This is a genomic window from Thermosynechococcus sp. PP555 (genome assembly GCF_031583225.1).
GTDB lineage: Bacteria > Cyanobacteriota > Cyanobacteriia > Thermosynechococcales > Thermosynechococcaceae > Thermosynechococcus.
Genome location: NZ_CP134168.1, coordinates 1,284,816 through 1,301,316 on the forward strand (window position 1 = coordinate 1,284,816; position 16,501 = coordinate 1,301,316).

Genomic DNA, 16,501 nt, shown 5'->3' on the forward strand with positions numbered 1-16,501 from the left:
CTGCTACACCAGTTCAATGACCGCCAATTCGGCATTATCACCTCGCCGCCGCACACTGCGGATAATGCGGGTATAGCCACCCTTGCGATCGCCATAGCGCTCTGGAGCTTGGGCAAACAGAGCATGCACCAGTTGCTTATCGTAGAGATAGCCAAGAGCACGCCGCCGTGCCGCCAAGGAGCCATCCTTTGCCAAGGTGATCATCCGCTCCGCCTCTGCGCGTACCGCCTTTGCCCGCGCTTTGGTGGTGGTAATGCGGCCATGGCGAATCAATTCAGTGGTCAGTGCCCGCAGCAGTGCTTTTCGTTGATCGGCTGGCAGTCCTAGCTGGGGAACCCGACGTTGGTGACGCATAGACAAACCTCATTCAATCTCTCTAGTTACGGGCAGCTTTTTGGGGCGGTAGCGTAATGCCCAAGTGTTTTTGCAGTGCTTCGATCACTTCTTCGGCAGACTTTTGACCGAAGTTTTTGATCTCCAGTAGCTCTTCTTGGGAATACTCAAGGAGGTCAGCGACCGTATTGACTTGGGCACGCTTGAGACAGTTGTAGGCACGCACCGACAAATTGAGTTGCTCAATGGGAATTTGTCCCGTTTCGTCATGCTCATCGGTGGTGGTGGCCTCAGAGGTGTGCAGGGGCACTTCCTTCAAGGGGCTAAAGAGATCCACGAGAATCGTTGCCGCCTGATTGAGGGCATCTTGGGGGGTCAAGCTGCCATTCGTCCAGATTTCCAGTTTTAGATAGTCTTGGAGCTGGCGATCGCCCTCTGCACCCGCACTGCGCACCGAATCAACGGTATAGTTGACCCGCCGCACGGGCATAAAGACCGCATCCAATTGCAGATAGTCCAAGGCAAGGCGATCGTCCCGTACCCGCTCCACCGAGCGATAGCCACGATCCTGTTCAATCTTGAATTCCATCTCCAAGGTTGCCCCCGGCATCAGCGTGGCAATATAGTGGTTGGGGTTGACCACTTCCACTTCAGAGCCAAGTTGCACCATGCCAGCAGTAACCGTCAATGGCTCATTCTCAGGGGCTTGGGCAAAAAGGCGACCCATTTGGGGTTCTGAGGTGTGGCTGCGAATCACCAACTGCTTCATTTGCAGCAAAATGTCCATGACATCTTCGCGCACACCGGGAATTGTTGAAAACTCATGATTCACACCGGCAATGCGCACCGCTGTCACGGCACTACCGGGTAAGTTGGCAAGAAGAACCCGCCGCAGGGCATTCCCCACCGTAATCCCTTGACCGGGGGCGAGGGGGTACAGCGCAAATTGGCCGTACTGCCCTTGATCCTCCTCAACCCGTGTTTCCAAACATTCAATTTGATATGCCATAACTGTGCTCCCAAGTGACCCAAACGAACCTAAACCCGCCGCCGTTTGGGGGGACGGCAACCATTGTGGGGAATGGGGGTCACATCCCGAATGAGGGTAATTTCTAGACCTGCGGCTTGCAACGCCCGAATCGCTGTCTCGCGACCAGAACCGGGACCACTCACCATGACCTCAATTTGCCGCATTCCCTGATCAATGGCACGGCGAGCTGCATTATCAGCAGCAGTTTGAGCTGCAAAGGGTGTGCCTTTTTTGGCACCTTTGAAACCACTGGAGCCAGCGGAGGCCCAAGCAATCACCTCACCATTGGGGTCGGTAATTGAGACAATCGTGTTATTAAATGTGGACTGAATGTGGGCAACGCCACTGGGGACATTGCGCTTTTGCTTACGAGGGCCAGAGCGTTTTGCAGAGGGTGCCATAATCTATCCAAACCGTGAATCAGGTAGCAGGAGCGGAAAAATTTATTTCTTAGCAGCGGGTTTTTTCTTACCCGCCACAGTGCGGCGACCACCACGACGGGTGCGCGCATTGGTACGGGTGCGCTGACCACGAACCGGCAATCCAAGGCGATGCCGCCGCCCGCGGTAGCAGCCAATGTCCATGAGCCGCTTGATATTCATGGCCTCGAGACGGCGCAGATCCCCTTCCACTTGGTACTCGTCAATCGCAGCCCGCAGTGCCGCAATATCGGCATCCGTCAAATCGCGAGTGCGGGTATCTGGGTTAACACCCGTTTTTGCCAAAATTTCCTTGGAGCGGGTCAAGCCGATGCCATAGATGTAGGTGAGGGCAATTTCAATGCGTTTGTCGCGGGGTAAATCAACACCAGCAATACGAGCCATGAATCTAGTTCCTATGTGTGCAACAACAGTGGGTTACCCTTGGCGCTGCTTGTGCTTCGGATTGGTGCAGATCACCATGACCCGACCACGTCGCCGAATGACGCGGCATTTTTCACAAATACGCCGTACCGATGCTCTTACTTTCATATCAGTTGCTCATGTAGTCGCAAATTTTATATCTTAGCAGAGTGGCCAACAAAGATCAAACTACTTTTTGCGCAGGCGATAGGTAATCCGCCCCTTGGTCAGGTCATAGGGGGTCAATTCAACCTTCACGCGATCGCCCGGCAAAATTTTGATGTAGTTGCGGCGAATCTTACCGGAAATATGGGCAAGGACATTAAAGCCATTGTCCAGATCCACCCGAAACATGGCGTTGGGCAATGACTCGGTCACTGTCCCTTCAATTTCAATAGCATCCTGTTTAGACACGGTTCACCTCCCCAATACGTGCTTGAATGGCAGCAGTTACCTCTTCGATCGTACGTGTTCCATCAATGTGCACAAACTTGGGATGACTCATGTACTGTTGAATCATCGGTAGGGTTTCCCGCTCATAGACCTGTACCCGCTTGAGGATGGTTTCAGGGGTATCATCGGAGCGCTGCTGACCATTGGCCGCTTGCTGAGCACGCTTGAGGGCGCGTTCCTGGAGAATCGCAGCAGGCACATCTAAGAAGAGCAAGTAATCATAGTCTTGGTGAATGCTTTTGAGCATCTCCTCAAAGACTGCTGCTTGTACCACATTGCGGGGAAAACCGTCCAAAAGCCAACCCGCAGCCGTATCTGGCTGTTGCAAGCGATTGGCCACCATATCCACAATCACCTGATCCGGTACCAGTTCACCGCGATCCATGTAGCTTTGAGCCTGTTGACCGAGGGGGGTGCCCGCAGCTCGCTCTGCCCGCAGAATATCCCCTGTAGAAATATGGGGAATCCCCAAAAGTGTGGTCAGAATTGCTGCCTGTGTCCCTTTGCCCGAACCAGGGCCGCCAAACAAAATTAAGCGCATTACTGCTTCACCATCCCCTCATAACGTTGTGAAATCACATAGGTTTGAATCTGTTTTGAGGTGTCAATGGCCACCCCCACCAAGATCAACAGGGAGGTCGCCCCCAGCCCTTGAAATGTTGTTACTTTGGTTGCACTTTCGACTGCCGTGGGAATAATCGCCACCAGACCCAAAAAGATCGCCCCTAGGAATGTCAGGCGGTTGAGAACCCGCTCTAGGTAATCAGAGGTGGCTTTCCCCGGTCGAATTCCCGGAATACTAGCGCCCATCTTTTTCAGGTTTTGGGACATATCCACAGGGTTAACAATCAAAGAAGCGTAAAAGTAGCTAAAGAAGAGAATCAAGAGCAAGTAGAAAATCACATATGCCCATGGGGTAGGACCTGCGGGGGAAACATAGCTGGCCAGTCGTGCCACGAGTTCGTTGCGGGTAAACTGCGCCAAGGTGGAAGGCAGAATGAGTACCGCTGAGGCAAAGATAATTGGCATCACCCCCCCTTGGTTTAAGCGCAGGGGCAGGTAACTGGTTTGCTCGCGGTAGAGTTTGCGCCCCACTTGGCGACGTGCCGAAACAATGGGGATGCGGCGAGTCCCCTCTTGCACAAAGACAATGCCGACAATCATGGCCAAAAAGACGGCCACCAAAATAACGATGCCGCCAATATTGCCCCCACTTTCGGCGAGGGCGATCGTCTGACCCACTGAGGCAGGCAAGTAGGCAACAATGCTCAAAAAGATCAAGAGTGAGGCTCCATTACCCACGCCCCGCTCAGTAATCAATTCCGAAATCCACATCACCACCATTGAGCCAGCGGTCAGGCCAATGACAATTTCAGCAACAAACCACGCCCCCGGATGCAAAGCCGCACCGGGAATGGAACTGACAAAAATGGCAATGCCAAAACTTTGCAGAACTGCCCAGCCCACAGCCACGTAGCGAGTAATTTGGGAAATTTTGCGGCGGCCGGCTTCTCCCTCATCCTTTTGCAGCCGCTCCAAGGAGGGGAGAGCAGCAGTCAGCAATTGCATGATGATGGAGGCGTTAATATAGGGCAGAATGCCGAGGGCAAAAATCCCAAGGGCAGAGAGGCCACCGCCTGAAAAGATGTCGAGGAAGCGAATCACGGCATTATCTTGGACGCTCTGGGCAAAAACGGCGCGATCGATCCCCGGAATGGGTAGATAAATCCCCAGCCGTACCAAGATCAATAGCCCAATGGTGATCAGGAGTCGACCCCGCAGACCAGCCGCTTGAGCCATCTGCATAAAGGTTTCTTGGGCAGTGGGTGCCTTGCCGCGATTCACAATCATATTGGGGTTCCTCTATTCACTGTCGGCAGCAACGGAGGTCTCCACACATACCCCACCAGCAGCTTCAATCTTGCTGCGGGCACTGCCACTAAAGGCAGCGGCATGAACCTCTAGCTTGACGTTTAGCTCACCATCCCCCAGCACTTTGAGGGGATATTTGGCGGTGGTGAGAATGCCAGTCTCAAGGAGAGACTCAACCGTCACTACACTATTGGCGGGTAGGGTATTAAGACGACCCACGTTGATCGTAGTGTAAACCTTCCGGTTGACGAGGGGAAAGTGCTTGAGTTTGGGGAGACGACGGTAGAGGGGGTTTTGACCGCCTTCAAAGCCGGGACGGGTGGGGCGACCAGAACGGGATTTTTGCCCGCGCATCCCAAAGCCACCACTTGCCCCTTGACCTGCGGCAATGCCCCGACCAATCCGCCGTTTGCGTCGTCGCGATCCCGCTTGGGGGTGCAGATCTTGAAACCGCATGGACAACTCCTACCTATTTGCTATAGAGGTTTTCAATGGGGATTTCCCGCTCCTCGGCAACTTCTTGGAAGGTGCGCAAGGCCGCAAGGGCTTCGAGGGCGGCGCGGGCATTGTTGAGGGGGTTGCTGGAGCCTAGTTGTTTGGCCAGCACGTTGCGTACCCCTGCTAGTTCTAGAACGGTGCGCACAGAGCCACCAGCAATTACCCCGGTTCCCGGTGCAGCGGGGCGAATCATGACGCGGGCAGCACCGCCTTCGCCAAAAGTGGGGTGGGGAATAGAGTTGGACTTGGTGATCGGGACATCAATCAGGTGCTTTTTGCCATCGGCCACACCTTTGCGCACCGCACCAATGACATCGGCAGCCTTACCGACGCCCACACCCACTTGGCCACGCTCGTTGCCAACAACCACAATGGCGCGGAAGCTCAGTTTCTTACCGCCTTTGACTACTTTGGAGACGCGGCGGATCTGGACGACCCGCTCTTGCCAGTCGGTTTCTTTTTCAACTTTGCGGGGGTTTTTACGACGATTTGCCATCGGGTCATCCTCTAAAAGTCTAGTCCAGCTTCACGGGCGGCATCCGCCAAGGCCTTGACACGACCATGGTAGAGATTGCCACCGCGATCAAAGACAACGCGCTCAATGCCAGCGGCTTTGGCACGCTCTGCAATTAGTCGCCCCACTTCAATAGAGGCAGCACAGGTGCTGCCATCCCCCAGCTTTTGCCGCAGTTCTGGCTCAACACTGGAAGCAGCCACGAGGGTATGGTGCTGGGTGTCATCAATCACCTGAGCATAGATGTGCTGATGAGAACGAAAGACAGCGAGGCGGGGGCGATCGCTGGTACCTTTGACTTTGCGGCGAATGCGCTGATGCCGACTTTGGCGAGCCGCAGTACGAGTTTGTTTCATCTATTTCTTCCCTGTCTTACCAACTTTACGACGCACAAATTCACCCATATAGCGAATGCCCTTGCCTTTGTAGGGTTCAGGGGGACGTACGGCGCGAATACGGGCAGAGGTGTTGCCGACTAGTTCTTTATCAATGCCACTGACAAGGACAATCGTGCCCTGCTGCACTTTTTTACCTTGGTTGTCCTCAATTTCTAGGGTAATGCCCTCGGGTGGCACAATCTCAACGGGGTGGCTGTAGCCCATACTGAGGACAAGGGTTTTGCCTTGGAGTTGGGCGCGGTAACCAACCCCTTGAATTTCCAGCTTTTTCGTAAACCCTTGGGAGACGCCTTCCACCATGTTGGCCAATAGCGTACGGCAGAGGCCGTGGCGTTCTTTAGCAGGTCGAGAATCATCGCGGCGTTTGACAACAATATTTTCGCCCTCTTGGGCAACATTCACCTCGGGCGGAAAAACCCGACTCAGTTGACCCTTGGGGCCTTTGACCGTGACTTGCTGCCCGTCTAGGGTGAGGGTAACATTCTTTGGCAGGGGGATGGGACGCTTGCCAATACGAGACATGTGGGACTTCCTCCGAGCTTACCAAACGTAACAGAGTACTTCGCCGCCAATGCCCTGCTTCCGTGCCTCGCGATCAGTCATGATGCCGCTAGAGGTGGAGATGATGGCAATGCCGATACCACCGAGCACTCGGGGCAACTCACGGGAATTGGCATAGACGCGCAGACCGGGTTTGCTCACCCGCTTGAGCGCAGTAATAATCGGCTGGCGCTGCTTACCGCGATATTTTAGGGAAACCACAAGATGCCGTTTGATGCCGTCCCCTTGCTCTTCAAAATCGCGAATAAACCCTTCCGCTTTCAGCACCTGCGCAATACTGCGGGTCATGCGCGTGGCCGGAATGGTGGTGGTTTGATGACGCGCAAGGTTTGCGTTGCGGATGCGAGTTAGCATATCGCCAATCGTGTCATTTACTGCCATAGTTGCTCCTTAAAAATCTGCCTCCGGCGTTAGTTCTCACGGAACGGCATGCCCATTGCTTTGAGCAGGGCGCGTCCTTCTTCATCAGTATTGGCAGTGGTGATGATTGAGACATCCATGCCGCGAATTTGATCAATGTCGTCGTAGTTGACTTCGGGGAAAATCAGTTGCTCGCGCAAACCTAGGGTGTAGTTGCCCCGGCCATCAAAGCTTTTGGGGTTGACACCGCGAAAGTCACGGATCCGTGGCAGTGCCAAGTTAATCAAGCGATCCAAAAAGGCATACATGCGATCGGATCGCAGCGTCACGGCCACACCAACGGGCATGCCTTTGCGAATTTTGAAGCCAGCGATCGCCTTCTTGGCGCGGGTGACCACGGGCTTTTGTCCCGTAATCGTGGCAATTTCGGCAATGGTGGCTTCAAGGGCTTTGGCATTTTGCGCCGCTTCCCCCAGACCGCGGTTGACGGTTATTTTGACAATCTTGGGGACTTGGTGAATGTTTTTGTACTGAAACTGCTGCATGAGCTGCGGCACAACGGTTTTGTTGTAGTGATCTTTGAGGCGTTGGGACATGGGGCTTCTCCTAGGGGCATTCTCTGGGCTGGGTCAGAGAGGGAAAACGGGTTAGACCTAATCAATGATTTCGCCAGTTTTCTTGAGCATCCGCACCTTACGGCCATCTTCGGTGTAGGTGTAACAGATGCGGCTGGCCACGTTGTGCTTGGTGGAGTAGAGCATCACTTTACAACTGTAGATGGGAGCCTCCTTGGTGATGATTTGGCCGGATTCTCCCTCTTGGCGGGGCTTCACATGTTTGGTTTTCAGGTTCACCCCTTTGACAATCACCTGACTGGTTTTGGGGAAGACCGCAAGGACTTCGCCGACTTTAGCTTTGTCGCTGCCAGCGATGACTTGAACCGTGTCCCCTTTTTTCACGTGCATGCGATAGCGCACTGGCTTTTTGTTTGCTTTCTTGGCCGCCATTAGAGTACCTCCGGTGCCAATGAAACAATTTTCGTAAAGTTTTTATCCCGCAGTTCACGAGCCACAGGACCAAAGACACGGGTACCGCGAGGGTTACCCTCTTGGTTGATCAAGACAGCGGCATTGTCATCAAAGCGAATGCTCATGCCACTTTCACGGCGGATGGTTTTGCGGGTGCGCACAATGACAGCGCGAACCACATCGGATTTTTTCACGGCCATATTGGGGGTGGCATCTTTGACGGTGGCAATGATCACATCGCCGACACTGCCGTAGCGACGGTTACCGCCGCCGAGCACACGGATGCAGAGGAGCTTTTTGGCGCCGCTATTGTCGGCAACGTTGAGATAGGTTTCCTGTTGAATCATGGCTGGCTCTCCTTAGGCAGTGCGAGGACTGAGAATCTCGGCAATGACCCAACGCTTGGTGCGACTCAGGGGACGGGTTTCCCGAATGCGCACGCGATCGCCCACTTTGGCTTCGTTATTTTCATCATGGGCTTTGTAGCGGCGGGTTTTGACGACAATTTTGCCGTACTTGGGGTGGGGGGCGCGGTTTTCGACGGCAACGACGACGGTTTTTTGCATTTTGTCGCTGACGACGACGCCAACACGTTCTTTAACTGCCATTAGTCTTGGCCTCCACTGCGGCGACGTTCATTCTCAAGGGTTAAAAGCTGTGCCAACTCGTGGCGCAGATGCTTAAATTGATGGGGCTTGACCTCTTGGCGGGTGGCTTTTTTGAAGCGGAGATCAAAGAGTTCTTTTTTAATGGCGGCAATGCGATCGCTCACCTCTTGATCACTCAGTTCCCGCAGGTCTTTCATTTTTGTCAGTGCCATTCTTAACCCTCCTGTTGTTCCTCTTCTTGATTGCGCACCAGAAAACGGGTCTTGATCGGCATTTTGTAGGCAGCAAGGCGCATGGCTTCGCGGGCAACCGCCTCCGGCACACCGGCAATTTCATACATAATGCGACCGGGTTTGACCACTGCCACCCAGTATTCCGGTGAGCCTTTCCCTGACCCCATCCGCGTTTCGGCAGGCCGCATTGTCACGGGCTTATCGGGGAAAATGCGAATCCAGATTTTGCCACCGCGGCGGATATAGCGGGTCATGGCACGACGGCCAGCCTCAATTTGCCGTGAGGTGATCCAAGCGGGTTCAAGGGCTTGAAGGGCATAGTCGCCAAAGTGGATAGAGTTACCGCGACTGGCAACCCCCGTCATGCGACCCCGCTGCTGTTTGCGAAATTTTGTACGCTTTGGACTTAACATCGCTGGCTTCCCTGTTAGTTAGAGCGATTTTCAAATTGGGGTAGGCGGCGTTGGGGACTGCGGCGACTGGGTTCCCGTGTTACGGCTTCGGTTTGTCCCGGCAGTACCTCACCTTTGAAGATCCACACTTTCACGCCCAAAATGCCGTAGATTGTGCGGGCGGTGCGGTAGGCATAGTCAATGTCTGCCCGTAGGGTATGCAGAGGAACGCGACCCTCCCGTGTCCACTCGGTACGGGCAATTTCCGCCCCATTCAGGCGACCCGCCACTTGGACTTTGATCCCCTCAATGCCTGCTCGCTGTGCCCGCTGAATGGCTTGGCGCACGGCGCGTCGGAAGGCCACCCGTCGCTCTAGTTGCTGGGTGATGTATTCCGCCAAGAGGCTGGCCTCAGCATCGACACGGTTGACTTCCACCACGTTCACTTTGATCGTGCGGTTGCTAGGGAGCATCTGCCGCAGTTGCTTGCGCAGTTCCTCAATCCCTTGGCCGCCTTTACCAACGACGACGCCGGGACGAGCGGTGCGAATTTGCAACTCCACTTGATCCGCTTTGCGCTCAATGCGCACTTCCGCAATGCCAGCGTTGGCCAGTTGCTTGTTAATAAACGTGCGGATGCGGTGATCCTCCTGTAATAGCTCAGGATAGCGATCGCTATCGGCGTACCAGCGGGAGCGATGTTCTTGTGTAATGCCGAGGCGAAAGCCAATTGGGTGAATCTTCTGTCCCACGGTGGTATCCTTCTACGATTCGTCAGCAGTGTTTTGGGGCGCCACAGCAATCGTGATGTGGCAGGTGGGCTTGCGAATTTGGTAAGCGCGGCCCTGGGCGCGAGGGCGAAACCGCTTCAGGCAAGGCCCTTGATCGGCATAGGCTTGACTAATTACCAAGGTGGCGGGATCCAAGCCTAAATTGTGGGTGGCATTGGCTGCCGCCGATCGCAAGACCTTTGTAATCGGCTCACAGGCACGATAGGGCATAAAGCGCAGCATAATCAGGGCATCGCGGTAGGTGCGACCCCGCAGTTGATCCAGTACCCGCCGCACCTTGTGGGGTGACATGCGGACATACTTGGCGCAGGCACGGGCAGTAGGAGAAGAGGTAGAAACCATAGACGGCTATCCCAGACGCGAACAAGAGAATCAATGGCGGGCTTTTTTATCGCCCTTAACATGACTGCGGAAGTTGCGGGTGGGGGCAAATTCCCCCAGTTTGTGACCCACCATCTGCTCAGTGATGTACACGGGCACGTGCTGCTTGCCGTTGTGGACGGCGATCGTGTGGCCAATCATTTCTGGCACAATCGTTGAGGCACGCGACCACGTTTTGATCACTTCCTTGGCATTGCGCTCATTGAGGGCTTCAATCTTGCGTAAGAGATGATCCGCCACAAAGGGGCCTTTTTTTAATGAACGTCCCATAACCTAACTTCTCCGCAAAAACCTAAGACTGACGACCACCGCGACCCCGCTTGGAAGACTTCTTACGACGCCGCACGATGAGAGCATCGCTGAGTTTTTTCTTCTTGCGAGTTTTGTAGCCAAGGGTGGGTTTACCCCAAGGCGTGACAGGCCCAGGACGACCAATGGGGGCGCGTCCTTCACCCCCACCGTGGGGGTGATCCACCGGGTTCATCACCGAACCGCGCACCTTCGGACGACGACCTTTCCAGCGATTGCGACCCGCTTTCCCTAAGCTGATGTTGTTGGCTTCAACATTCCCCACTTGGCCAATAGTGGCATAGCACTCCTTGCGGAAGAGCCGCACTTCACCCGAGGGAAGCTTGAGGGTGACCATATCCCCTTCTTTGGCCACTACTTGTGCCATCGCACCAGCAGCTCGCACCATTTGCGCACCGCGACCGGGGATAATTTCCACATTGTGCACACTGGTACCCAAGGGAATTTTGCCCAGAGGAAGGGAGTTACCCACTTCAATAGGGGCATCGGGACTGGCAATAACCTCGGTGCCGGGGGTCAAATCTCGAGGATGGATGATGTAGCGTTTCTCGCCATCGCGATAGTGGAGCAGGGCAATGCGGGCATTGCGGTTGGGATCGTACTCCACAGTTGCCACTTTGGCGGGGACATTGAGCTTGCTACTGCGGCGAAAATCCACAATACGATAGCGACGCTTGTGGCCACCCCCCCGCCGCCGACTGGTAATGACACCGCGATTGTTGCGGCCTTTGTCGCGCTTGAAGCCACGGGTCAGCGACTTTTCGGGCTTGTCGGTGGTAATTTCAGCAAAGTCAGAAACAGTTTTTTGGCGAACGCCAGGGGTGTAGGGTCGGTAAACGCGAATGCCCATGATCTACTCCGTTAAACTTCGGGGAAGAGAACGATCTTGCTGTCGGGGGCAAGGGTGACGATCGCCCGCTTGTAGCGAGGACGATGACCAACAAACCGACCCACACGGCGCTCTTTAGGGGGCAGATGATAGGTATTCACTGCTGTAACTTTGACGTTAAAGAGTTCTTCAATCGCAGCCTTGATTTGCGGTTTGGTGGCGCGCCGGTCTACATCGAAGCTGTATTGATTGTTTTCCAATAAAATCGTGGCCTTCTCTGTGATGATGGGGCGCTTGATGAGATCCGCAAGGGCGCGGGGTTGGACTTTAGTCACCGTACACCTCCTGAATTTTGGCGATCGCGCCAGTGGTGGCAACAATGCGATCGGCATAGAGTAAATCAAAAACATTCAATTGATCGGCACGCAGGAGTTTCAGGGTGGGCACATTTCGCGCCGAGAGTGCCACCATTTCGGCAATGTCTTCCACCAGTAGCAGCACCTTTTGCTCTGGCTCAATGCCCCAGCGTTGCAGCGCCGTCACCAGTTCCTTGGTTTTGGGACGGGGCAAGTGATCGGCAAAGTCTTGAACCACAATCAAGTCTTCAACGCGGCTCATCAGGGCTGTGCGCAGGGCAAGCCGCCGCTCCTTACGATTCATTTTTTGGCTGTAGTCGCGGGGCTTAGGACCAAAGATCACACCGCCACCCCGCCAGAGGGGAGAACGAATCGAACCAGCACGGGCACGCCCTGTTCCTTTTTGCCGCCAAGGTTTGCGACCGCCGCCGCGCACTTCGGCACGGGTTTTGGTGGAAACGGTTCCCTGCCGAGCATTGGCTAACTGCCGCACAAGGGCACGATGAACAATATGACTGGCGGTTTCCGGTTTTGCCGTCGTTAGATCAAGGGTGGCTTCACCACTGTCGGCACCCTGCCAGTCTTTAACCACACATGCAACCATAACTACTCTCCAGCCCTTATTTGCGACCGACAACCTTGGCGGGGGTAATGCTCACCAGTGCCCCCGGTTTACCCGGTAGTGCCCCTTTGATCAGGATTAAGTTGCGCTCAGGATCAACGCGCACCACCTGCAATTTGCGAATGGTGACTGCCGTATTGCCCATGCGACCGGCCATCCGCTTGCCGGGGAAAACCCGACCCGGGGTGGTTCCTGCCCCAGTGGAACCGGGCAGACGGTGGTTTTTCGAGCCATGCGCCATTGGACCGCGCTTAAAATTGTGGCGTTTTTGATAGCCCGCAAAGCCTCGGCCAATGCTGGTGCCGTGGACATCCACAAGCTGCCCCGGACTAAAAATATCAACGGTGATGGCCTGACCCAATTGATAGGCAGAGGCATCTTCGAGGCGAAATTCCCGCAGATGACGCATGGGGGGCGTTTGCGATTTGTTGAGGTGGCCGCGCTCGGGGCGACTCAGGTTTTTCTGCCGCACTTCGCCGTAGGCCACTTGAATGGCCGTGTAGCCGTCGGTTTGGGGGGTTTTGATTTGTGTGATCGGACACGGCCCCGCTTGTACCACCGTAATGGGGACAGATCGACCCGCCTCGTCAAAGATTTGGGTCATGCCCAACTTTGTCCCTAAAATACCAACTGTCACGATCGCGTTCCTTAAAAATACGAATCACAACAAAACAGCGAGAGGCAGCCCGTAGGCTACACCTCGGCAGATTCCTACAGTTAGGAATGGTGGATTGACCCAGCAGTTACACGGTCAAGACGATGACGCTCAAGGCGCATCCATCGTTGATCAAGGACAGGCACAGGTAAAGATGGCAAGGCTATGATTGCAAGTTGCGAACACGCTGCCACCCCTGGATCAGTGGAACCAAGGACTTAAGGGGGTTGAGGCGATCGCGCCCACTCAGTATCCGTTTTTGGTCACAAGTTTTAATCATAGATCAGCGATTGTGGGTTTGTCTAGGCATTTGGTAACATTTTTTACGCCTTCTTGTGGATCCAGCAGCGTGTTTGAATTTGTCTGCCAGCAGGACTGTGCCCATACCCAAGCGCGGGCAGGCCTGTTTCACACCCCCCATGGCGCAGTGGCAACGCCGCGTTTTATGCCCGTGGGTACTTTAGCGAATGTGAAAACCCTCACCCCAGAACACCTCAAGGCGGCGGGCGCTCAAATGGTTTTGGCCAACACCTACCATTTGCACCTGCAACCGGGGGAAGACATTGTGGCCGCAGCGGGGGGGCTGCACCGTTTTATGGGCTGGTCAGGGCCAATTCTCACGGATTCGGGGGGGTTTCAGGTCTTTAGCCTCAGCGAAATGCGGCAAATTTCCGATCAGGGGGTGGTGTTTCGTTCACCCCACGATGGTCAAATCATTGAACTGTCACCCGAGTGGGCGATCGCCATTCAAGAGGCCTTGGGGGCAGATGTGATCATGGCCTTTGATGAGTGCCCCCCCTATCCTGCAAGCCGGCAGGCAGTGATCCAAGCGACGCAACGCACCCTGCATTGGCTAGAGCGCTGCATTGCTGCAAAGCAACGATCCGATCAAGCCCTCTTTGCCATTGTGCAGGGGGGAGTGTATGCCGATCTGCGGCGAGAATGTGCTGCGGCGATGCTGCCCTATGACCTGGCGGGCTATGCCATTGGTGGCGTGAGTGTGGGGGAACCCAACAGTGCCATGCATGAAATTGTGGCGGTGACGGCTCCCCTCTTGCCTGCCCATAAGCCACGTTATTTGATGGGGGTGGGAACTCACTTAGAAATGTTGCGGGCGATCGCTGCCGGGGTCGATCTCTTTGACTGTGTGATTCCCACCCGCTTGGCTCGCCACGGCTGTGCCATTGTCCAAGGGCAGCGCTGGAACCTAAAAAATGCTCGCTTTCGCCGCGATTATGAACCCTTGGATCCCACCTGTCCCTGCTATACCTGCACCACCTTTAGCCGAGCCTACCTAAGTCATTTAGTGCGTGCCAAGGAGCTACTGGCCTACACCTTACTCTCGATTCATAATGTGACGGAACTGATTCGGTTCACCCAAGCAGCACGCCAAGCCATTTTAGAGGAGCGATTTGTGGCGTTTGCGGCAGAATGGGAGCAGCGACTGTTGGTGAATGCCGAGGAACCGGATGCTGCGCTTCTCTGATGCCGTTTTATCGAAACAGGAACGCTTGAGCCGCTGGGGCTTTTTGGGACTGACCACAGCACCTTTAGTGGGAGCGGCACTCTTTAACCATACGGGGACGCCGCCTTTTTTACTTTGTCTTTTTCGAGCAACAACGGGTATTCCCTGTCCAGGCTGCGGTCTGACCCGTTCCTTTATGGCGATCGCTCGCGGCAATGTTGAAGATGCCCTGAGAATGCATCTCTTTGGCCCTGTGCTCTTTCTCGCATTTACGGTGATGGCGGTTTTTATAGGCCTAGAGCTGAAAACTGGCCGGCGATTGCAGCACACCCCCTTTCGCTACATCAATGAACGCATTCAAAACTGGTGGTGGCTAGGGGTGATTTATCTTGGCTACTATGGTTTGCGGCTGTACAGCCTATTTCACACCGGGGAATTTTATATCAATCCCCTAAAAAACATCTTTCTGAGGAGTTAATCAATGACTATCTCCATTCATTACGTTGATCCCAAGACGAAAGCACCACTTAGAAAGGATCATACTGCGTACTATAGTGAGACGGGTTCTGTTTATCCAATTGTTAATCAGATTCCTAGATTTGTAGATTCAAGCCAAAACTACACCCAAAGTTTTGGTCTGCAATGGAATAAGTTCTCAAAAACACAAATAGATGATACAGATCAAAAACAATCTGAAACTCGATTCTTTGCAACAACAAACTGGCAGCCTGAGGAGCTTGCTGGCAAAAGTATTTTAGAAGCCGGTTCTGGTGCAGGTAGATTTACACGGGTTATCCTAGAAAAAACGTCTGCTTATCTTTGGAGTTTTGATTATTCAGAGGCGGTTGAGGCAAATTGGCAAAATAATTCTGATATTGCTGGCGGAAGATTACACCTATTTCAAGCGAGCATCTATGACATCCCTTTGCCTGAAGCCTCTTTTGATAAGGTGTTTTGTTTTGGGGTTCTACAACATACACCTGACTTTGAAGAATCTGTAAAAAATCTGATTAAATACGCAAAAATCGGTGCTGAGATTGTGGTTGATTTCTATCCGATTAAAGGTTTTTGGACAAAAATACACGCAAAATATCTTTTAAGACCCTTGACAAAAAAGATGTCACACCAAGCTCTGTTGAATTTAATTGAGAAGAATATTGATGGTTTAATTACGTTATTTGATTTTTTAGTGAAAGTTAAACTAGGCGTACTGACTCGATTTTTACCAATTGTTGATCTACGAACAATTCCTAGTACTGTGGATCAGCAAAAACGCCGTGAATGGGCAATTTTAGACACCTTTGATATGTTCTCGCCGGAGTATGACAATCCCCAAAGAATAAAAGATGTTGCTGCTATGTTTGAACGTCACGGAGCTAAGGTTACTTTTGCCGGATTTGTCAAATCAAGCGCTGGCACTAGCGCAGTGGTCAGAGGCGTTCGCGAAACTTAAAGTAAAGATCACGGGAGTCGTCTTTAGCAAGGGTCCCTTTCATGGGATATTGAAATCGGTTGTGTGCGATCGAGAACCGGAGACCCATGAGATTACATCGCTTGCTTTATCTCAGTTGTGCCACAGATGGCCTGTCCTACCCAGACCTGCGGGATATTATGGCCAAGTCAGAGGTGAACAATCTCCGCGATGGCATTACGGGAATACTGTGCTACGGCAACGGCATGTTTCTGCAAACCTTAGAGGGCGATCGCCAGAAAGTGAGTGAAACCTACGCCCGCATCCTCAAGGATCCCCGCCACCACAGCGCTGAGATTATTGAATTCAAAGCGATCGCAGAGCGCACCTTCATCAATTGGTCAATGCGTCTGGTGCAGTTGGGCGAGATGGACAGTGATAAAATTCGGTACCTGCGGTTAAAATACTCACCAGCAGCAACCTTTCAGCCCACCTCAATGACGGCTGAGCAATGTTTTCACTTCCTCAAAGAACTCTATGAAATGAGCCAAGGAACTTAG

30 protein-coding genes are annotated in these 16,501 nt (G+C 53.6%); 4 read left to right on the forward strand and 26 right to left on the reverse strand.

What is annotated here, in order from left to right:
* Nucleotides 1-3: 3 nt before the first annotated feature.
* From rplQ to rplC, 26 genes are read right to left on the reverse strand one after another with little or no spacing between them, the layout of a single operon-like run.
* A complete protein-coding gene (gene rplQ / locus RHH27_RS06150) occupies nt 4-354 on the reverse strand; it encodes a 50S ribosomal protein L17 (protein WP_206201503.1) in 351 nt (116 codons plus the stop codon).
* 22 nt (nt 355-376) lie between these two features.
* Nucleotides 377-1,342 carry a DNA-directed RNA polymerase subunit alpha gene (locus tag RHH27_RS06155; protein ID WP_206201504.1) on the reverse strand — a complete coding sequence of 322 codons (966 nt, stop codon included), beginning with the start codon at nt 1,340-1,342 and terminating at the stop codon, nt 377-379.
* A gap of 29 nt (nt 1,343-1,371) precedes the next feature.
* Nucleotides 1,372-1,764 (reverse strand): 30S ribosomal protein S11, encoded by a 393-nt coding sequence (gene rpsK / locus RHH27_RS06160; RefSeq protein WP_011055959.1) that lies wholly within the window; start codon nt 1,762-1,764, stop codon nt 1,372-1,374.
* Between the two features lie 42 nt (nt 1,765-1,806).
* Entirely contained in the window at nt 1,807-2,187 is a 381-nt protein-coding gene (rpsM, locus tag RHH27_RS06165; RefSeq protein ID WP_024125578.1) for a 30S ribosomal protein S13, read from the reverse strand.
* A 33-nt stretch (nt 2,188-2,220) separates the two neighbouring features.
* A complete protein-coding gene (gene rpmJ / locus RHH27_RS06170; RefSeq protein ID WP_011055957.1) occupies nt 2,221-2,334 on the reverse strand; it encodes a 50S ribosomal protein L36 in 114 nt (37 codons plus the stop codon).
* 60 nt (nt 2,335-2,394) lie between these two features.
* Entirely contained in the window at nt 2,395-2,619 is a 225-nt protein-coding gene (gene infA, locus RHH27_RS06175; protein WP_011055956.1) for a translation initiation factor IF-1, read from the reverse strand.
* Nucleotides 2,612-3,199: an adenylate kinase gene (locus tag RHH27_RS06180; RefSeq protein WP_206201505.1), complete on the reverse strand. Its 588-nt coding sequence runs from the start codon at nt 3,197-3,199 to the stop codon at nt 2,612-2,614. Before RHH27_RS06180 ends, infA begins: the two co-directional genes overlap by 8 nt.
* A complete protein-coding gene (secY, locus tag RHH27_RS06185) occupies nt 3,199-4,509 on the reverse strand; it encodes a preprotein translocase subunit SecY (RefSeq protein WP_302679107.1) in 1,311 nt (436 codons plus the stop codon). The genes RHH27_RS06180 and secY overlap by 1 nt, the downstream gene beginning before the upstream one ends.
* Nucleotides 4,510-4,521: 12 nt before the next feature.
* Nucleotides 4,522-4,986: a 50S ribosomal protein L15 gene (gene rplO, locus RHH27_RS06190; RefSeq protein WP_206201507.1), complete on the reverse strand. Its 465-nt coding sequence runs from the start codon at nt 4,984-4,986 to the stop codon at nt 4,522-4,524.
* Between the two features lie 13 nt (nt 4,987-4,999).
* A complete protein-coding gene (gene rpsE, locus RHH27_RS06195) occupies nt 5,000-5,524 on the reverse strand; it encodes a 30S ribosomal protein S5 (RefSeq protein ID WP_011055952.1) in 525 nt (174 codons plus the stop codon).
* 11 nt (nt 5,525-5,535) lie between these two features.
* Nucleotides 5,536-5,898, reverse strand: coding sequence for a 50S ribosomal protein L18 (gene rplR, locus RHH27_RS06200; protein ID WP_302679108.1), 363 nt, complete (start codon nt 5,896-5,898; stop codon nt 5,536-5,538).
* Nucleotides 5,899-6,462: a 50S ribosomal protein L6 gene (rplF, locus tag RHH27_RS06205; RefSeq protein WP_302679109.1), complete on the reverse strand. Its 564-nt coding sequence runs from the start codon at nt 6,460-6,462 to the stop codon at nt 5,899-5,901.
* A gap of 18 nt (nt 6,463-6,480) precedes the next feature.
* Entirely contained in the window at nt 6,481-6,882 is a 402-nt protein-coding gene (gene rpsH, locus RHH27_RS06210; RefSeq protein WP_149817898.1) for a 30S ribosomal protein S8, read from the reverse strand.
* 29 nt (nt 6,883-6,911) lie between these two features.
* Complete coding sequence (gene rplE, locus RHH27_RS06215) at nt 6,912-7,457, reverse strand: 50S ribosomal protein L5 (protein ID WP_206201510.1); 546 nt, start codon at nt 7,455-7,457, stop codon at nt 6,912-6,914.
* A 57-nt stretch (nt 7,458-7,514) separates the two neighbouring features.
* Nucleotides 7,515-7,868 carry a 50S ribosomal protein L24 gene (rplX, locus tag RHH27_RS06220; RefSeq protein WP_225901675.1) on the reverse strand — a complete coding sequence of 118 codons (354 nt, stop codon included), beginning with the start codon at nt 7,866-7,868 and terminating at the stop codon, nt 7,515-7,517.
* Nucleotides 7,868-8,236, reverse strand: a complete 369-nt coding sequence (rplN, locus tag RHH27_RS06225) for a 50S ribosomal protein L14 (RefSeq protein ID WP_149817900.1) — start codon at nt 8,234-8,236, stop codon at nt 7,868-7,870. The genes rplX and rplN overlap by 1 nt, the downstream gene beginning before the upstream one ends.
* A gap of 12 nt (nt 8,237-8,248) precedes the next feature.
* Nucleotides 8,249-8,497, reverse strand: a complete 249-nt coding sequence (gene rpsQ / locus RHH27_RS06230) for a 30S ribosomal protein S17 (RefSeq protein WP_011055945.1) — start codon at nt 8,495-8,497, stop codon at nt 8,249-8,251.
* Complete coding sequence (gene rpmC, locus RHH27_RS06235; RefSeq protein WP_206201511.1) at nt 8,497-8,709, reverse strand: 50S ribosomal protein L29; 213 nt, start codon at nt 8,707-8,709, stop codon at nt 8,497-8,499. Before rpmC ends, rpsQ begins: the two co-directional genes overlap by 1 nt.
* A 2-nt stretch (nt 8,710-8,711) precedes the next feature.
* Complete coding sequence (rplP, locus tag RHH27_RS06240) at nt 8,712-9,143, reverse strand: 50S ribosomal protein L16 (protein WP_149817904.1); 432 nt, start codon at nt 9,141-9,143, stop codon at nt 8,712-8,714.
* Between the two features lie 14 nt (nt 9,144-9,157).
* Entirely contained in the window at nt 9,158-9,874 is a 717-nt protein-coding gene (rpsC, locus tag RHH27_RS06245; RefSeq protein ID WP_149817906.1) for a 30S ribosomal protein S3, read from the reverse strand.
* Nucleotides 9,875-9,886: 12 nt separating this feature from the next.
* Nucleotides 9,887-10,255, reverse strand: coding sequence for a 50S ribosomal protein L22 (gene rplV / locus RHH27_RS06250; RefSeq protein ID WP_011055941.1), 369 nt, complete (start codon nt 10,253-10,255; stop codon nt 9,887-9,889).
* Between the two features lie 30 nt (nt 10,256-10,285).
* Nucleotides 10,286-10,564 (reverse strand): 30S ribosomal protein S19, encoded by a 279-nt coding sequence (gene rpsS, locus RHH27_RS06255; RefSeq protein ID WP_011055940.1) that lies wholly within the window; start codon nt 10,562-10,564, stop codon nt 10,286-10,288.
* A gap of 22 nt (nt 10,565-10,586) precedes the next feature.
* A complete protein-coding gene (rplB, locus tag RHH27_RS06260) occupies nt 10,587-11,453 on the reverse strand; it encodes a 50S ribosomal protein L2 (protein ID WP_302676458.1) in 867 nt (288 codons plus the stop codon).
* Between the two features lie 11 nt (nt 11,454-11,464).
* On the reverse strand, nt 11,465-11,767 hold the full coding sequence (locus RHH27_RS06265; RefSeq protein WP_206201513.1) for a 50S ribosomal protein L23: 303 nt from the start codon (nt 11,765-11,767) through the stop codon (nt 11,465-11,467).
* Nucleotides 11,760-12,392: a 50S ribosomal protein L4 gene (gene rplD, locus RHH27_RS06270; RefSeq protein ID WP_302676457.1), complete on the reverse strand. Its 633-nt coding sequence runs from the start codon at nt 12,390-12,392 to the stop codon at nt 11,760-11,762. Before rplD ends, RHH27_RS06265 begins: the two co-directional genes overlap by 8 nt.
* Nucleotides 12,393-12,408: 16 nt before the next feature.
* Entirely contained in the window at nt 12,409-13,047 is a 639-nt protein-coding gene (gene rplC / locus RHH27_RS06275) for a 50S ribosomal protein L3 (RefSeq protein WP_206201515.1), read from the reverse strand.
* Nucleotides 13,048-13,414: 367 nt separating this feature from the next.
* Between rplC and tgt the strand changes: the two genes are divergently transcribed.
* The 4 genes from tgt (at nt 13,415) to RHH27_RS06295 (ending at nt 16,501) form a co-directional block, all read left to right on the forward strand.
* Nucleotides 13,415-14,551, forward strand: a complete 1,137-nt coding sequence (tgt, locus tag RHH27_RS06280) for a tRNA guanosine(34) transglycosylase Tgt (RefSeq protein ID WP_310742770.1) — start codon at nt 13,415-13,417, stop codon at nt 14,549-14,551.
* A complete protein-coding gene (locus RHH27_RS06285; RefSeq protein ID WP_302676455.1) occupies nt 14,535-15,008 on the forward strand; it encodes a DUF2752 domain-containing protein in 474 nt (157 codons plus the stop codon). Before tgt ends, RHH27_RS06285 begins: the two co-directional genes overlap by 17 nt.
* A gap of 3 nt (nt 15,009-15,011) precedes the next feature.
* A complete protein-coding gene (locus RHH27_RS06290; protein WP_149817921.1) occupies nt 15,012-15,983 on the forward strand; it encodes a bifunctional 2-polyprenyl-6-hydroxyphenol methylase/3-demethylubiquinol 3-O-methyltransferase UbiG in 972 nt (323 codons plus the stop codon).
* Nucleotides 15,984-16,069: 86 nt separating this feature from the next.
* Nucleotides 16,070-16,501: a BLUF domain-containing protein gene (locus tag RHH27_RS06295; protein ID WP_206201518.1), complete on the forward strand. Its 432-nt coding sequence runs from the start codon at nt 16,070-16,072 to the stop codon at nt 16,499-16,501.

Coding starts and splice junctions, on each gene's coding strand:
- rpmJ (WP_011055957.1), bottom strand. CDS start 2,334: ATGAAAGTAAGAGCATCGGTACGGCGTATTTGTGAAAAATGCCGCGTC.
- rpmC (WP_206201511.1), bottom strand. CDS start 8,709: ATGGCACTGACAAAAATGAAAGACCTGCGGGAACTGAGTGATCAAGAG.
- rplN (WP_149817900.1), bottom strand. CDS start 8,236: ATGATTCAACAGGAAACCTATCTCAACGTTGCCGACAATAGCGGCGCC.
- secY (WP_302679107.1), bottom strand. CDS start 4,509: ATGATTGTGAATCGCGGCAAGGCACCCACTGCCCAAGAAACCTTTATG.
- rplO (WP_206201507.1), bottom strand. CDS start 4,986: ATGCGGTTTCAAGATCTGCACCCCCAAGCGGGATCGCGACGACGCAAA.
- rplX (WP_225901675.1), bottom strand. CDS start 7,868: ATGGCGGCCAAGAAAGCAAACAAAAAGCCAGTGCGCTATCGCATGCAC.
- rplF (WP_302679109.1), bottom strand. CDS start 6,462: ATGTCTCGTATTGGCAAGCGTCCCATCCCCCTGCCAAAGAATGTTACC.
- RHH27_RS06155 (WP_206201504.1), bottom strand. CDS start 1,342: ATGGCATATCAAATTGAATGTTTGGAAACACGGGTTGAGGAGGATCAA.
- rplB (WP_302676458.1), bottom strand. CDS start 11,453: ATGGGCATTCGCGTTTACCGACCCTACACCCCTGGCGTTCGCCAAAAA.
- rplE (WP_206201510.1), bottom strand. CDS start 7,457: ATGTCCCAACGCCTCAAAGATCACTACAACAAAACCGTTGTGCCGCAG.
- rplR (WP_302679108.1), bottom strand. CDS start 5,898: ATGAAACAAACTCGTACTGCGGCTCGCCAAAGTCGGCATCAGCGCATT.
- rpsS (WP_011055940.1), bottom strand. CDS start 10,564: ATGGGACGTTCATTAAAAAAAGGCCCCTTTGTGGCGGATCATCTCTTA.
- RHH27_RS06180 (WP_206201505.1), bottom strand. CDS start 3,199: ATGCGCTTAATTTTGTTTGGCGGCCCTGGTTCGGGCAAAGGGACACAG.
- rpsE (WP_011055952.1), bottom strand. CDS start 5,524: ATGGCAAATCGTCGTAAAAACCCCCGCAAAGTTGAAAAAGAAACCGAC.
- rpsM (WP_024125578.1), bottom strand. CDS start 2,187: ATGGCTCGTATTGCTGGTGTTGATTTACCCCGCGACAAACGCATTGAA.
- rplD (WP_302676457.1), bottom strand. CDS start 12,392: ATGGTTGCATGTGTGGTTAAAGACTGGCAGGGTGCCGACAGTGGTGAA.
- rplP (WP_149817904.1), bottom strand. CDS start 9,143: ATGTTAAGTCCAAAGCGTACAAAATTTCGCAAACAGCAGCGGGGTCGC.
- rpsK (WP_011055959.1), bottom strand. CDS start 1,764: ATGGCACCCTCTGCAAAACGCTCTGGCCCTCGTAAGCAAAAGCGCAAT.
- rplQ (WP_206201503.1), bottom strand. CDS start 354: ATGCGTCACCAACGTCGGGTTCCCCAGCTAGGACTGCCAGCCGATCAA.
- rpsQ (WP_011055945.1), bottom strand. CDS start 8,497: ATGGCAGTTAAAGAACGTGTTGGCGTCGTCGTCAGCGACAAAATGCAA.
- rpsH (WP_149817898.1), bottom strand. CDS start 6,882: ATGGCAGTAAATGACACGATTGGCGATATGCTAACTCGCATCCGCAAC.
- RHH27_RS06295 (WP_206201518.1), top strand. CDS start 16,070: ATGAGATTACATCGCTTGCTTTATCTCAGTTGTGCCACAGATGGCCTG.
- rplV (WP_011055941.1), bottom strand. CDS start 10,255: ATGGTTTCTACCTCTTCTCCTACTGCCCGTGCCTGCGCCAAGTATGTC.
- RHH27_RS06290 (WP_149817921.1), top strand. CDS start 15,012: ATGACTATCTCCATTCATTACGTTGATCCCAAGACGAAAGCACCACTT.
- RHH27_RS06285 (WP_302676455.1), top strand. CDS start 14,535: ATGCTGCGCTTCTCTGATGCCGTTTTATCGAAACAGGAACGCTTGAGC.